Genomic DNA, 14,846 nt, shown 5'->3' on the forward strand with positions numbered 1-14,846 from the left:
GTGGCCAAGAAACCGAAGACCGACCGCGAGGTGGCGGCATTCCGCGAACGGGTGCGCGACGCCGCCACCCGGCTGTTCCTGGAGCGGGGGCCGGACAACGTGACCATGCGCCAGATCGCCGCCGAGATGGGCGTCAGCCCGATGACCCCGTACCGCTATTTCCGCGACAAGGACGAGATCCTGGCGCTGGTGCGCGCCGCCGCCTTCAATCAATTCGCCGAGAACCTGGAGCAGGCGGTGCGCGCCGCCGGCGATGCCCGCGCCAAGGCCCGGGCGGCGGGCGTCGCCTACCTGGATTTCGCCCATCGCTTTCCGGACACCTATCAGTTGCTGTTCGAGCACACCCAGGCCGACGAGGAACGCTACCCGGAACTGGTCAAGGCCCACGCCCGGGCCAACGAGACCATGGCCGGCTACGTGCAGGAAATGATCGACGCCGGCCTGGTACGTGGCGACGCCAAACTGATCGGTTACATGTTCTGGGCCACCCTGCACGGCACCGTGGTGCTGGAGCAGACCGGCGCCCTGGGGCGCGGCGTGGACGTGGAGTTTCTGCGCCAGACCACCATGCGCACCTTGTTCGCCGGCATGGGCGTGCTGCCGCCCTATTGGGACGAGGGGGATCGCGACTGAAGCGGAGCGCCGCCCGGTCGCTCCTACGACCGATCAGGGCCCCCGTAGGAGCGACTTCAGTCGCGAAACCTCCCCGCCACCAAGGGGGTTGTCGAGCGCCCCTCGCCGGCATAAAGTATACGCCGTAAATTATTGGACCCATGACCCCTGGAGAGAGTCCGACATGGCTTTACCCGCGCATTTGGCGGACCGGCTGCGCTTGCCGGTGATCGCCTCCCCGCTGTTCATTATTTCCAACCCGGACCTGGTGATCGCCCAGTGCAAGGCCGGCATCGTCGGCTCCTTCCCGTCGCTGAACGCGCGGCCGGTGTCGCAACTGGACGAGTGGCTGGCCCGTATCACCGAGGAACTGGCCGCCTGGGACCGGGACAACCCGGACACCCCGTCCGCGCCGTTCGCGGTCAACCAGATCGTGCATAAAACCAATGACCGTCTGGAGGAAGACCTGGCCCTGTGCGAGAAGTACAAGGTGCCCATGGTCATCACCTCCCTGGGCGCCCGCGAGGACCTGAACCAGGCGGTGCACGGCTGGGGTGGCCTGGTGATGCACGACGTGATCAACGACCGCTTCGGCCGCAAGGCCATCGAGAAGGGCGCCGACGGCCTGATCGCCGTGGCCGCCGGTGCCGGTGGCCACGCCGGCCAGCTGTCGCCGTTCGCGCTGATCCAGGAACTGCGCCAGTGGTTCGACGGCCCCATCGCCCTGTCCGGCTCCATCGCCAGCGGCGCCTCGGTGCTGGCGGCCCAGGCCATGGGCGCGGATCTGGCCTACATCGGCTCCATGTTCATCGCCTCCAAGGAAGCCAACGCGGTGGAGGGCTATAAGCAGATGATCGTCGACAGCAAGGCGTCGGACATCGTTTACAGCAACCTCTTCACCGGCGTGCACGGCAACTATCTGGCGCCGTCCATCGTCAATGCGGGCATGGACCCGGCCAACCTGCCGGAGAGCGACCCCTCGAAGATGAACTTCGGCTCCGGCAGCAGCAGCAAGTCCAAGGCCTGGAAAGACATCTGGGGCTGCGGCCAGGGCATCGGCGTGGTCGACGACATCCTGCCCGCCGGCGAGCACGTGGCGCGGCTGGCGCGGGAATACGCCGCCGCCAAAGAGGCGCTGTGCGCTCGAAGCTGACCGCTCAGGCGGAATAACGGACCAGCGGCGCGTGCAGGCGCACGCGCCAGCGGTCCCCCTCGCTGCCGTACTGGCACTCGCCGCCCAGCTTGCGGGCGCGATTGGCCATGATCATCAGACCCCGCCCCACGGCCCCGTCGCCGCTGTCCGCCAGACCGTCGTTGACGATCACGATCACAATGCCTTCTTGCTCGCTGGTCAGGGACACCTCCAGCGTGGACGCCCGGGCGTGGCGCAGCGCGTTGCTGACCGCCTCGCGGACGATGCGGGTCAGCTCGCTGTACTGGTCGGCGTCCAGGGTCACGGCGGGCAGCACCTGGTGCCAGTGCAGTTCCACCCCGTGGTCCTCGCAGCGCCGGCCGGTTTCCTCCCGCCACTGGGCGGCGGCGGCGTCCAGCCGCACCGCGCGGCCCTCCATGTTCTGCAGCAGATCGCGCAGGTCACGAATGGCATCGCGCACCAGCGGCCGGTATTCCTCGGCGCCGGCGTGCAGCAGATGCAGCAGCTTGGCGCCCAGGTCGTCGTGGATGTCCTGGCGAATGCGATTGCGTTCCTCGCTGGCGCCCTCCGCCCGGGCGGTCTGCGACCGGTTCACCAGTTCGTGCAGGGACAGCACCAGGCCGGCGATGTCCACGTCCTGGCGGGTGAACAGGCGCGCGCCCTCCTGGGGATGACGCAGCACATGCACCCGGTCGCCGGCGGGGTCGGGGACCCGTAGGGCGGCGCCGTTGTCGGCCAATTCAGCGGCGGCCGGCGATCCCTTTTGCGCGGTTTCGCTTTCCAGGGACAGGGGCCGGAACACCGCCCGCAGGGCGTCCTCCACGCCGGAGTCGTCCAGCCGTTCGTGACGGGCCCGCAGCATGGCCGGCAGGGCCCGCGCCAGCCAGGCGTCCAGGCCCGGCTCGCGGCGCGCGAACAGGCGCCCCCACACATACTGACGCAGCGGGAAATAGCACCAGCCCACCAGCGCCAGGGACAGGCTCAGGGTGGCCGGGCCGGACAGGCTCAACAGCGAAGCCAGCACCAGGTCCGTGAGCATCACCACGATGCCGCCCAGCAGCCAGGCCCACAGCGAGAACCACCAGCGTTCCAGATCGAACAGCCGATAGCGCACCACGCCCAGGGCCATGCCCGCGTACATCAGCAGAAAGGTGGTGAACAGCAGCCCCTGGGAGGACGCCTGGGCGGATTGCTTGATCGCCGGCAGAATCATGCCGCCGGCGAAAAAGGCGGTGCCGGCGACGATCGAGATCACCACCCAGCGCAGGGCGGCCCGCTCCAGGGGCCGGCCCCGGGTGCGCCACCATTGCCAGCCGGCGCCGGCCAGGCCGATCAGGAAGATGCCCATCACCCACAGATGGAAGCCGGTCACCGGCGAGGCGGTCAGGCGGCCCTGATCAATAACGATGGCCACCAGGAAGGCGCCGTAAAAGGCCCCGGCCACCCGGGCCGAGGGTGCCCGGCGCGGGTAATTCCAGAGGAAGGCGCCCAGGGAGGCGGAAAACAGCAGCGCGCCCACGTGATTGAGCCCGGACAGCAGCGCGAACAGATCGCCGGGAATGAACAGCGCCCGGGTGCTGTAGATCGCCGCCGCCGATGAGAACAGCACATAGCTGAGCCCGGTCAGGGCGAAGGCATGAATCGCCACCTCGCGCTGGCCCGGAATCCACACCAGCAGACAGATCACCATGCCCGCTAGGCCGCACAACAGCTGCAGCCAGAACAGGCCGGGCAGGTCGGTCAGCCCCCGCTCCAGCGGCGTCACCGGCAGGCGCTGGCCGCCGTCGCCGAGCGCCACCAGCCGACCGTCGCGCAGCGCCTGGTACAGCCGCTGGTGGTTCTGGAACAGCGCCTCCATGGCGGCGTAGTCCGGCAGCACGTCCGGCTCTTCCACCGCCAGCAGCGGGTCCGCCGGCAGCCGATCGCCGCCCACGTCGAAGGCCACCACCGTGAACACGCCGCCCTGGCCGTCATCGGCGCGCAGCCGCTCGCCGTCCTGCTGGAACGTCAGCGACCCTTGCGGTAATGACAGCGCCACGCCCAGGGCCAGCAGGCCGTAGGCCGCCACCGCCAGCAGGCCGGCAATGATTCTCGCCCGTAATGAAAACATCCCCGTCGCTCCCCGCCCCCGGTGTCGCGACCCCGCGTTTAAGGGGTCCCCTTGCCGCTCCGGCTGTAGTATCTATAGCCGCAGTATCCATGAATAACAAAGCAGGGGAATGGCTTCCTGATGAAGTTCGTTCTGTTTGTGTCGCCGGAGCGCACGCCATGAACCGCCCGCACCATGTGTTGATCGTCGAGGATCTGCCGGACGTGGCCCTGTGGCTGCGCGCCTGCCTGCAGAGCGCCCTGGCGCCCCAGCGGATCGACCACGCCGGTGACCTGGCCGGCGCCCGTCGTTCGCTTGGCGAGTATCGTTACGATCTGCTGCTGCTCGATCTGGGGTTGCCGGACGGCGACGGGGCCGATCTGATCCGTGGCTTCAAAAGCGCGCACCCCCAGGCGCCGTGCATCGTCACCACCATCTTCGACGACGCCGAGCATCTGTTCGGCTGCCTGCGCGCCGGCGCCGACGGCTACTTGCTCAAGGACGACACCGAAGCGGAATTCACCCGCCAGCTTACCGGCATTCTTGACGGCCGCCCGCCGCTGTCCTCGTCCATCGCCCGGCGGCTGCTGCACCAGTTCCGATCGCAGCCGGGTCCGGCCGAGACGCCGCTGACGCCCCGGGAAACCGATCTGCTGACCCTGATCGCCAAGGGGCTGAGCGTGAAGCACGCCGCCCGCCAGCTGAATATTTCCCACCACACCGCCGCCGGCTACCTGAAGGACATCTACCAGAAGCTGCAGGTGAACAGCCGCGCCGAGGCGGCCCTCAAGGCGGTCAACCTGGGGCTGGTCAACCCGTCCTGAGAGCCGGCGCTAGAGATGCCCGGGGTTGCGCAGGTCGCGCTGGTCCAGGGGCGGTGGCGACCACTGATAGATCCAGGTTTCGGTGAGCGGCTCGCCGTTGTCCTTGCGCTTGAGGAACAGGCGCAGGTTGATCGGCGTCAGATCGTCCTCCGGCGGCACCACATCGAACATGGCCCGGTAGCCGTCGATCTGATGCAGGGGCCGGGCCGAGGTCACTTCCACCCGGCCGGCGCTGGCGTCGATCACCGGCACCACCTCCACGTCGTCGGGCAGGCCGCCGTCGGACAGCGGCCCGCCACGGAAATCCACCACGAAGCGCCAGCTGAAGTACTCCCGGACCTGGCCGATTACCCCGCCCAGGCCGGTGCGGGTGGCCACGCAGCGGGCCAGGGACGGGCGTGGCGGTTGGCCGGTCCAGGACAGACGGTAGGCGAACAGGTATTCCTGGCCCGGCTGCACCGGCTGGTCCGGTTTCCAGAACGCCACGATGTTGTCGAAGGTTTCGTCCAGGGTGGGAATTTCCACCAGCTGCACCGCGCCCTTGCCCCAATCGCCGCGCGGCTCCACCCACAGGCTCGGGCGTCGCTCGTAGAACACGCCGTCGTCCTGGTAATGGTCGAAATCCTGGTCCCGCTGCAGCAGGCCGAAGCCGCGCGGGTTGTTGTCGCTGTAGCTGTTGAAGCGCAACTGCGGTGGATTGACCAGCGGCCGCCACAGCCATTCGCCGCCACCGGTGTGCAGGGCCAGGCCGTCGGAATCGTGGATCTCCGGGCGCCAGTCCCAGGCCACCCGGCGGCTGTTCTCGCCGATCTGGTACATGCTGGTGAGCGGCGCCACCCCCAGCCGCTCGATGGGCTGGCGGGGGTAAAGGGCGGCGTCCACGTCCATGATCACGTCGCCGTCCACCCGCTCGATGGTGAACCGGTAGGCGCCGGTGACGCTGGGGGAATCCAGGAAGGCATAGACCAGTACCCGGTCCGGGTGGTCGGTGCGCTCGAACCAGAAATGGGTGAACTCCGGAAACTCCTCCGGCTCCGGCAGGGCGGTGTTCACCGCCAGCCCGCGGGCGGACAGGCCGAACTGCCGCGACGCGCCGGTGGCTCGGAAATAGCTGGCGCCGAGAAACGCCGCCACATCCCGCTTCCAGTCACTGTGATGCAGCAGGCGGAAGCCGGCGAAGCCCAACCCTTCGGGGAGCTGGCCGGCGTCCACGCCGGTGCCGCTGAAATCGAACTGATCGGTGCGGTAGGGGACCGGGTGGGCCTCGCCGTCGATCACCTCGTGGATTTTCACCGGGGTGGTGAAATTCAGCCCCATATGGAAGAACTGCACCTGGAAGTCAGCCCCCGGCAGATCCGCCCACAGGGCATGGTCCGGGCGGTAGCGAATCGCCTGGTAATGGTCCCAGGTGAGCGCCTGGATCGCCTTGGGCAGGGTCTTTTCGTGGGCGTGATAGGGGCGCCCGGCGAAGTGCCGGGCCATGCCCTTGAGGGCGGCGTAGCTGAACGGCTCCCCGTGGCGCGCCGGCCCGGCGCCGGGCGGTGCGGCGGGCAGGCGCCCGGGGGTCAGCAGCAGGGCGCCGCCCAGTAGTCCCAGGGCCTTGAGAAGGGCACGTCGATCCATGGCGTTCTCCGCATTCCGTGTGGTCGTTGACCGGATTCTACGGGAAAACCACCGGGAAAAACGCCCGGCTTTCAGCGGCCCTCGGCGCGCCGTGCCGCCACCCCGGACAGGGCCATCAGCAGCGCCGCCGCCAGCAGCACCACGCCGCCGATCTGAAAGATCAGCGGGCCGCCGCCGGGGCGGGCATAGAGCGCCGCCAGCGCATAGGCGGCGATCGCCTGGCCCACCGCGAACAGGGCGGTGGCGCGGCCCCAGGCCTGGGTGGCCAGGCGCGGCGGTACCAGCTCGGCGGTGCGCCCCATGACGCCGGACACCATGGTCGGGATCATGGCGCCGACCAGAAACGAGGAGGCGGTCACCGCCGCCAGGCCGGGCACCAGCATGGGCAACAGCACGCCGGTGCCCTTCAGGGTCAGGGCGGTGATCAGGGTGCGGTGCCAGCCCAGCCGCCGGGCCAGGGCGCCGGCCAGGAACGGCCCGGACACCGCGCCCACCGCGAACACCGCCCATTGCAGGGCGCCGGCCCAATGGCTGAAGCCGCGCTGGCGCTCCAGGTAGTCCACCCAGAACACGGTGTGCGGCACGAAGCCCACCGCGTCCAGCAGGTAGGCCACGTAAACCACCCCCAGCAGCAGGCCGGCGCCACGGCCGGGGCCCTGGTCATGGGGATTGGCGGCGGCCACCGGCGGCCAGCGTCGCCACAGCACCCAGATCGGCGGCAGACAGGCCAGGGCCAGCCCCAGCCAGGCCAGCATCAGGCCGCTGTCGATCAGCAACGGCACCAGGGTGGCGGAGAACAGCACCCCCACGCCGACGCCGGTGAAGATCCAGGTGGTGCCCCTTTTGCGCATGGATTCCGGCAGATGGCCGGCGATCAGCGACGGCGCCAGCACCATCAGCAAGGCCCCGGTGACCCCGGCCACGAACCGCCAAAGGCTGAACCACCACACCGGTCCGGGCCAGGCGCTGGCGGCGAAACCCACCGCCACCAGCAGCGCCGACAGGCGGATCACCGGGGTGGCCCCCCAGCGCCGGCCGACACGGCCGGCCAGCACCGCGCCCACCAGATAGCCGAGCAGGTTGGCGGCGCCCACATAGCCGGCGTCCGCCTCGCTCAGCCAGCCGCGCTGGATCACCCCGGGCAACAGCGCCGCGTAGGCGAAACGGCCCAGGCCGATGCCCACCAGGGTCGCGGAGGCGGCCATGGCCACCAGACGGACGGGGGAGGGAACGGCGGATTGGGAGGACATCGTCGGGCTCCGGCGGCAAGGCTGAAAGGCGCCAGTTAACCAGAGCCCTTCTATCACTGGAAATGATTTTTTAAGATGGGGTGTATCTCAAACGGTGAAGAGGCGCCCCATGTTGATCCGTTCCCTGGAAATCTTCCGCGCCGTGGTGGAAACCGGCAGCTTCAGCGCCGCCGCCGAGCGGCTGCACACGGTGCAGTCCAATGTCACCGCGCACATCAAGAAGCTGGAAGGCGAGCTCGGCGCGCACCTGCTGGACCGGCGCAATCCGGTGGTGGCGACGCCGGCGGGCCGCCAGTTGCTGGCCTACGCCAGCCGCATCGTGGAACTGCACGACGACGCCCTGGCCCGCTTCCGGCCGGACGGCGAACCGCTCGGCGAGCTGCGCCTGGGCAGTATGGAAACCACCGCGGCGGTGCACCTGCCCGGCCTGTTGACCGCCCTCAGCCGGCGCTGGCCGCAGCTGGCGGTGCACCTGCGCACCGGCACCAGCGGCGAATTGATCGAGGCGATGCGCGCCGGCCAATTGGATGCGGCCTTCGTGGCCGCCGAGGACGTCGGCGAGGAGCTGGCCCTGCGACCGGTGTTCCGGGAGCGGCTGGTGCTGGTCAGCGCCCGGCCCCTGCCGGCCATGCCGACGCACGCGGAACTGCTGCGCACGCCGTTTCTGGCCTTCCGCCAGGGCTGCGGCTACCGGCGCACCATTGAACTGTTGCTGGCGGAACGGCGGGTGCCGGCGCCGCGCATCCACGAATTCGGCAGTCTCGACGCCATCGTCGGCTGCGTCAGTGCCGGCATGGGGCTGGCGGTGCTACCGGCCTCCACGGTGGCGCAGTACCGGCAGCGTTTCGACCTGCACACCCTGCCGTTGCCGGACGCTCTGGGTCAGGTCACCACGGTGGTGGCCACGCCGCCGCCGGCCAGCTGGAGCCGGGCGCTGGAAGTGTTCATGGAGAGCCTGCCGGTGCCGGAAGACGCCGGACCGACGGACCTCGGGCCGACGCCGGTGTCGGCCCGTGGTCCGTCGGTGATCCAGGGGCTCAGAAGTTGAAGCGCACCATGCCCTGCAGACGCACCGCGTCGCCGTCGCGACCGTCCACCTGCTCGCGGGTGTGATAGCCCGCTTCCACGCCGTAGGTCAGGTACTTTGTCGTGGACCACAGGTAGTTGAGCGTGGTGCTGGTGTAGCGCTCGTCGGCGGTGCCGGCGATGGCGCCGTCCCGATAGGCGTCGTCCACGTCGGCCCGGGCCACGCCGTAGGCCAGGGTTAGCAGGCCCGGACCGGTCTTGGCGCTGAGGCTGACGCCGCCGCCGGTGCCTTCGATGGTTTCCAGCTTGCCGCTGCTGCTGACGTAGCCGGGCGCCGCCGGGCTCAGGTACAGATAGCCGCCGATGCCGTCACCGTGGGTCACCGAGCCGCGCAGGGTCAGGGTGTCGGTGAGCCGGGCGCGGGCCTCGGCCATTACCCCCCAGCCGGTGGCGGAGTCGTCGCTCCAGGCGCTGTTGCTGACGGTTTCGCCGTCCGCGTCGTATTCCAGGAAACGCACCAGCGCGGCGGTGGCGAACTGCACCGGCCCGGCGCTGCCCTGGTAGCGGGCGGTGAGATCCGGGAAACGGAATTGATTGGTGTCCTCGGCGATCACTTCGCCTCCGGCGTGGCCGGTGCCGGTGCCTTTCGGGTCTTCCGCGGAGAACGAGAACGGGCCGGTGGTGTAGCGGATCTGCGCCTGGCGGCCGCCGCCCTGGCCCAGGTCCCGGTTGAAGTCGATGGTCTCGTAGAGGCTCAGCACATTGCCGAAGTTGGTCCAGGTCTGACCGGCCAGCAGGCCCTTCCACTCGCCGTAGGCATGACGCAGACGCAGCTCGCCACCGCCGTCGGCGAAGCCGCCGCCGCCATAGAAATCGGTTTCGATCACCGTGCGCAGTACGTCCCCGTCCACCATGGTGGCGGTGGTGAAACCCAGCCGGCTTTCGAAGGCGTGCATGGTGAGATGGCCGTCGGCGCCGGGGTCGTCGTCCAGCGGGATCCGATTGCGCAGAATCGCATTGCCCAGGTCCGCGTCGAGATCATAGATCACATCGAGTTTGGCATAGCCGTACAGTTCCAGGTCGGTTTCGCCGGCCTTGAAGCCGACCGCCTGGGCGGAACAGGTCAGCACCGCGAACACGGTGCCCAGGGAAAGAGCGGAAATACGCTTGGAGGTTATGATTTTCATACGTTCCTCTCGGAGAGCGGAGTGGTAAAAAAAAGGCGGCCGGAGGTCGGCCGCCATGGAGACCCGTTGTCGGCGCTCAGCCCGACAACGAGGGGAGCCAGGTCACGATGCCGGGGAAGGCGGTCAGCACCGCCAGCAGCAACAGCGAACAAAGGATGTAGGGAATGGCGGAGAGGTAGATCTCGCGCATGGTGGTGCCGGCCGGCGCCACGCCTTTCATGACGAACAGGTTCAAACCCAGGGGCGGGGTGGAGAAGCCGATCTCCAGGGCGATCAGGGTGACCACCGAGAACCACACCAGGTCGAAGCCCAGGGACTGGGCCAGGGGGAAAAAGAACGGCACGGTGATCATCATGATCGAGATCGCTTCCATGAAGGTGCCCAGCACCAGCAACACCAGCAGCATGGCGCCCAGCATCAGCAACGGATGCAGATCGAAATGGGTGGCCCACTGAATCAGCCCGTGGGAGGCGCCGGAAAACGCCAGCAACTGGCTGAAGGTGGCGGAGCCGAACACGATCAGATACGCCATCAGGGTGACCTTGAGCGCGCCCATCACCGACTGTTTGAACGCCTTCCGGGTCATGGTGCGGAATACCAGCGCCAGCACGATCACGCCGAGCGCGCCGAAGGCGGCGGATTCCGACGGGGTGGCGAAGCCGGTGAGCATCATCACGATGATCAGCACGATGATGCTGAGCATGGGCAGGATGTCCCGGCTCAGTACCTTGAGCTTGGTGGCCAGGGGCAGCGCGTCCACGTCGTAGGCCGGCGCCGAATCCGGTTTCAGCCGGGTCTTCAGCCAGATGGTGAACATGTACAGGGAGGCCAGCAGTACCCCGGGCAGCACGCCGCCGATCAGTACGTCGCCGATGTCGATCTTGGCCAGGGTGGCGAGCAGCACGGCGATGGCCGAGGGCGGAATGATGATGGCCAGGCCACCGGTACCGAGAATCGGCCCGATGGACATGTACTTCTTGTAGCCGCGGCGTTCCATCTCCGGCACCAGCAGGGAGCCGAGCAGGGCGGTGGAACCCATGGAGGACCCGCTCAGGGTGGAGAAGGCGGTGCCGCCCACCACGGTGACGTAGGACAAGCGCCCGGGCACCCGCCCCATCAACTGATCGATGGCGTTGAACATGCGCATGCCCAGGCCGGTGCGGAAGAACAGTTCGCCCATCAGCAGAAACAGGGGAATCGGCACCAGGCTGAAGCTGGACAGGGCACCGAAGCCGTTATTGAGCAGTTGAATCAGACCGGCGTCGCCGCGCATGAACACCCAGGCGCCGACCAGGTTGGCGCCGATAAAGGCGATCGCCACCGGCACGCCGATGAACATCAGCACCAGCACCAGGGACAGCAGGAACAGAAGCGCGTAATACCATTCCATCAGTGCGTCTCCTGTTCTTCACTGTGATAGGGCTGGTCGGAAAACAGAAAGCGGATGAACTCCAGACCCATCAGCGAAAAGCTGATCGGATAGGTGATGGTCAGCATCCACATCGGGAAGTAGTAGGTGCGCACGTCGTAATCCACCCGGTCGATGTTGGTGCTCACCAGCTCCACGCCCTTGACCGCCAGCACCAGGCAGATGGCCGCGCAGATCACCATCACCACGCGGCTGAGCAGATTGCGGGCGGCGTCGGGCAGCGGCTTGATGAAGATTTCGATGTAGACGTGGCCTTTCTCACGCACCAGCCAGGGGGCGCCCAGCAAGGTGAGATAGAACATGGCGTATTCCGTGGAGGTGAACAGCCAGGCCGGCGATTGCACGCCCAGGTTACGAATCACCACGGAGGTGACGATGGCGACCATCAGCCACACCAGCAGCACGGCGGACACCAACGCCATGGCGTCGATCAATTTGTTATAGAGTCGGGAAAGTGCATGCATGGCGCGCTACCGGGTGGTGGACCGGGCGGTGTCGGCGGCGTCCTTGCCGGCATCGACCGCGGGGTCGTTGAATTTTTCGATCAGGTCCTGGTAATGGCTGAGCCCGCCGGGCTGATGTTCCATGTAGCGCTTCATGCGCCGCCAGGAAGCTTCGCGGGCGGCGCGCAGGTAGCGGTCCGCCGCCGCCGGATCGAGTTTGAACGGCGTCATGCCATTGGCTTCCAGCTGCCGCTGCTGTTCGGTGGCGGCCTTGGCGAAGCGCAGGGCGCTGTCCCGTTCATGGCGAATGGCCACGTCCTGAAGGATGCGTCGCGCGTCGTCGCTGAGCGCGTTCCAGCTCTCAAGATTGACGATCACGCCCATGTCGGTGGAATAGAACGCCGGGTCGATGCGGTAGCGCAGAAACTTGTTCCAACCCAGATCGTTCATGCCGATCTGGGTCCAGCCGGTGGCATTGACCACGGACCGTTCCAGGGCGGAATACACGTCGGTGGTGGGCAGGCTGATGGGCTGGGCTTTCAGGTAATCGGTGAAGAAGGCGTCGTACACCGGGTTACTGCGCAGACGCAGGCTGGGCAGCGCCAGGTCACCCTGGTCGTTCACCACCGGCTTGTTGATGGTGTAGAGGTTGTACTTGATGCCGCTGTCGAACCAGCCCAGGTAAAACACGTCCATCTTGCGCTGGTGGATGCGGTTGAGCAGGTCAATGCCGCCGCTTTGTCGCGCATGGATGGCGTTGGTGTTGGACGAGATCAGGGCGTCGCGCTCGGGCAGAGTGCCGGCGTAGAAGCTGGCCGCGGTATAGGCCATGTCCACCACGCCGTTGCGCACCGCGTAGGGTTGCTGGGACAGGCCGATCACCTCCGGCCCGCCGAGCACGTCGATGCGGATCACGCCCTTGCCTTCCTCGTTCACGTCATCGACGAACTCGAGAAAGCTTTGCGTATAGATCAGCGAGGGCGGAAAGGCATGCAGGGCCGTGATCACCTGCTCGTCCGCGTGCGTCAGGGACGCGAACAGCAATGAGAGGCCGGCCGCCATCAGGCGCAGGGAAGGTCTCATGAAATCCTCTTTTATTGTGTTCTTCGGGTTATCGGCGTCGTGGCGGGCGGCGCGGGCCGCCCGCTGTCAGGATGTGACCCAGGGATAAGCGGCGGTGTAGTGCTCGCGGAAGCGCTCTATCTCCTCCGCCCGGGCCCGGGTCAGGTCGATGTCGTCCCAGCCGTTCAGCAGCTTGATCTTCCAGGTGGCGTTGATCTCGAAGGAAAAATCCCGGCCGCCGGCGGTGATGGTCTGCGCGTTCAGGTCCACGCGCAGCTCGCCGGGCCGGTCGCCCAGGGCGTCGAGAATCGCTTCGCAATCGTCTTCGCTGACCAGCGCCGGCAGCAGGCCGTTGTTCACCGAGTTGGACGAAAAGATGTCGCCGAAGCTGGGCGCGATGACGCAGCGGAAGCCGTAGTCCACCAGCGCGTACACCGCCGCTTCCCGGGAGGAGCCGGCACCGAAGTTGCGCCGCGCCACCAGAATCTCCGAGCCCTTGGCGCGGGCGTCATTGAGCACGAAATCCGTGGGCGTGCCGTCCGCGCCGAAGCGCATGTCATGCAGCAGAAAACCGCCGTAGCCCTTATCCCGGGACTCCTTCATGAAGCGCGCCGGAATCAGCTGGTCGGTGTCCACGTTTTCCAGGGGCAGCGGGCAGGCGAGCGCGGAAAGTTCGGTAAAAGGCGTCATGGGTTACCTCGTCAGCTCGCGAATATCGGTGAGATGGCCGGTCAGCGCCGCCGCCGCCACCATCGCCGGAGACATGAGATGGGTGCGTGCCCCGGGGCCCTGGCGACCCTTGAAGTTGCGGTTGGTGGTGGAGGCGCAGCGTTCGCCACTGCCCACCTGGTCGCCGTTCATACCCACGCACATGGAGCAGCCGGACTCGCGCCATTCCAGACCGGCATCGATGAACACCCGGTCCAGCCCTTCGGCTTCCGCCTGCTGCTTCACCTGGGTGGAGCCCGGGGAGACGATGCCGGGCACCCGGCAGTGGCGGCCGCGCAGCACCTCGGCGGCGGCGCGCAGATCTTCCAGGCGCGCGTTGGTGCAGGAGCCGATGAACACTGAATCGACGGCGACTTCGGTGAGTTTCTGGCCGGCGCGCAGACCCATGTAGTCCAGGCTGTCCTGGATCTGGCGGGCCTTGGCCGGGGAGGCCGCCCGCGCCGGGTCGGGCACGGTGCCGTCGATGGGCAGGGCTTCCTCCGGCGATACGCCCCAGGTGACCTGGGGCGCGATCTCCTCGGCGCGCAGGGTCACTTCCCGATCAAACACCGCGCCTTCGTCGCTGTGCAGCGTGCGCCAGTAGTGTTCGGCCTGCTCCCATTGCTCGCCCTCGGGGGCGTCCGGGCGGCCTTTCAGATAGGCCAGGGTCTTGTCGTCCGGGGCGATCATGCCGCAGCGGCCGCCGCCTTCGATGGACAGGTTGCACAGAGTCAGTCTCGCTTCCACGCTGAGCGCACGGATCGCCTCGCCGGCGTATTCGATGGCATGGCCCCGGGCGCCGTCGGCGCCCAGCCGGGCGATCCAGGCCAGAGCGATGTCCTTGGCGGTGACGCCCGCGCCGAGCCGGCCGTCCACGGTGATGCGCAGACGTTTGGGGCGGGTTTGCCAGAGGGTCTGGGTGGCCAGCACATGGGCCACTTCCGAGGCGCCGATGCCGAACGCCAGAGCGCCCAGGGCGCCGTGGGTGGAGGTGTGGCTGTCGCCGCACACCATCAGCAGGCCGGGCTGGGTGAGCCCCTGTTCGGGACCGACCACGTGCACGATGCCCTGGCGCGGATCGTCCAGGCCGAGCAGGGTGACGCCGTGCTCGCGGGTGTTGTGCTCCAGCTGCTCGATCACCGAGCGCACCTTGTCGGTGACCACCTGAATGGAGCGGCCCCGGGTCGGCACGTAGTGGTCGGCGATGCCGGTGGTCAGCGCCGGATGGGCGACCTTCAGGTCGCGGGCATTGAGTTTATTGAACGCGTGGAAGGAGCCCTCGTGAACGAAGTGCCGGTCGATCCAGAGCAGGCTCTGGCCGCTTTCGTTACGCAGGATCTCGTGCGCGTCCCAGATCTTGTCGAAGAGGGTTCTCGGTGCTTTTGTCACGACCATGCCTTTGGGGGTTCGCCGTCGCGGGGTGCCCCGAATGGCACTCCG

Annotated in this window: 13 protein-coding genes; 4 read left to right on the forward strand and 9 right to left on the reverse strand. The window is 67.6% G+C overall.

The genetic code is table 11. From position 1 onward, the window contains the following. Nucleotides 1-633 (forward strand): TetR/AcrR family transcriptional regulator, encoded by a 633-nt coding sequence (locus ACLD0W_RS06175; protein ID WP_410306601.1) that lies wholly within the window; start codon nt 1-3, stop codon nt 631-633. A gap of 163 nt (nt 634-796) precedes the next feature. Continuing rightward, complete coding sequence (locus ACLD0W_RS06180) at nt 797-1,765, forward strand: NAD(P)H-dependent flavin oxidoreductase (protein ID WP_410306602.1); 969 nt, start codon at nt 797-799, stop codon at nt 1,763-1,765. Nucleotides 1,766-1,769: 4 nt separating this feature from the next. Here ACLD0W_RS06180 and ACLD0W_RS06185 read toward each other — a convergent pair whose 3' ends face one another. Beyond that, nucleotides 1,770-3,875 carry a sensor histidine kinase gene (locus ACLD0W_RS06185; RefSeq protein WP_410306603.1) on the reverse strand — a complete coding sequence of 702 codons (2,106 nt, stop codon included), beginning with the start codon at nt 3,873-3,875 and terminating at the stop codon, nt 1,770-1,772. Between the two features lie 158 nt (nt 3,876-4,033). Between ACLD0W_RS06185 and ACLD0W_RS06190 the strand changes: the two genes are divergently transcribed. Continuing rightward, complete coding sequence (locus ACLD0W_RS06190; protein WP_410306604.1) at nt 4,034-4,678, forward strand: response regulator; 645 nt, start codon at nt 4,034-4,036, stop codon at nt 4,676-4,678. Between the two features lie 9 nt (nt 4,679-4,687). Here ACLD0W_RS06190 and ACLD0W_RS06195 read toward each other — a convergent pair whose 3' ends face one another. Together ACLD0W_RS06195 and ACLD0W_RS06200 are read right to left on the reverse strand one after the other, a co-directional pair. Further along, nucleotides 4,688-6,301 carry a glucan biosynthesis protein gene (locus tag ACLD0W_RS06195; RefSeq protein WP_410306605.1) on the reverse strand — a complete coding sequence of 538 codons (1,614 nt, stop codon included), beginning with the start codon at nt 6,299-6,301 and terminating at the stop codon, nt 4,688-4,690. A gap of 71 nt (nt 6,302-6,372) precedes the next feature. Next, on the reverse strand, nt 6,373-7,551 hold the full coding sequence (locus ACLD0W_RS06200) for a YbfB/YjiJ family MFS transporter (protein ID WP_410306606.1): 1,179 nt from the start codon (nt 7,549-7,551) through the stop codon (nt 6,373-6,375). Nucleotides 7,552-7,660: 109 nt separating this feature from the next. On the opposite strand from ACLD0W_RS06200, the gene ACLD0W_RS06205 reads away from it, so the two are divergent. After that, on the forward strand, nt 7,661-8,599 hold the full coding sequence (locus ACLD0W_RS06205) for a LysR family transcriptional regulator (RefSeq protein WP_410306607.1): 939 nt from the start codon (nt 7,661-7,663) through the stop codon (nt 8,597-8,599). Here ACLD0W_RS06205 and ACLD0W_RS06210 read toward each other — a convergent pair. The 6 genes from ACLD0W_RS06210 to leuC all read right to left on the reverse strand — a co-directional run bounded on the left by ACLD0W_RS06210 (nt 8,589) and on the right by leuC (nt 14,795). After that, the gene (locus ACLD0W_RS06210) at nt 8,589-9,764 is read right to left on the reverse strand and encodes a DcaP family trimeric outer membrane transporter (protein ID WP_410306608.1); all 1,176 of its coding nucleotides are present in this window, start codon (nt 9,762-9,764) and stop codon (nt 8,589-8,591) included. The genes ACLD0W_RS06205 and ACLD0W_RS06210 overlap by 11 nt on opposite strands. A 76-nt stretch (nt 9,765-9,840) precedes the next feature. Further along, entirely contained in the window at nt 9,841-11,154 is a 1,314-nt protein-coding gene (locus tag ACLD0W_RS06215) for a TRAP transporter large permease subunit (protein WP_410306609.1), read from the reverse strand. Beyond that, the gene (locus ACLD0W_RS06220; protein ID WP_204426513.1) at nt 11,154-11,657 is read right to left on the reverse strand and encodes a TRAP transporter small permease; all 504 of its coding nucleotides are present in this window, start codon (nt 11,655-11,657) and stop codon (nt 11,154-11,156) included. Before ACLD0W_RS06220 ends, ACLD0W_RS06215 begins: the two co-directional genes overlap by 1 nt. 6 nt (nt 11,658-11,663) lie before the next feature. Further along, nucleotides 11,664-12,719: a TRAP transporter substrate-binding protein DctP gene (dctP, locus tag ACLD0W_RS06225; protein WP_410306610.1), complete on the reverse strand. Its 1,056-nt coding sequence runs from the start codon at nt 12,717-12,719 to the stop codon at nt 11,664-11,666. Nucleotides 12,720-12,785: 66 nt separating this feature from the next. Continuing rightward, the gene (gene leuD / locus ACLD0W_RS06230; RefSeq protein ID WP_410306611.1) at nt 12,786-13,388 is read right to left on the reverse strand and encodes a 3-isopropylmalate dehydratase small subunit; all 603 of its coding nucleotides are present in this window, start codon (nt 13,386-13,388) and stop codon (nt 12,786-12,788) included. A gap of 3 nt (nt 13,389-13,391) precedes the next feature. Beyond that, a complete protein-coding gene (gene leuC / locus ACLD0W_RS06235) occupies nt 13,392-14,795 on the reverse strand; it encodes a 3-isopropylmalate dehydratase large subunit (protein ID WP_410306612.1) in 1,404 nt (467 codons plus the stop codon). Nucleotides 14,796-14,846 lie beyond the last annotated feature (51 nt).

This window comes from Alloalcanivorax sp. C16-1, assembly GCF_046507805.1.
GTDB lineage: Bacteria > Pseudomonadota > Gammaproteobacteria > Pseudomonadales > Alcanivoracaceae > Alloalcanivorax.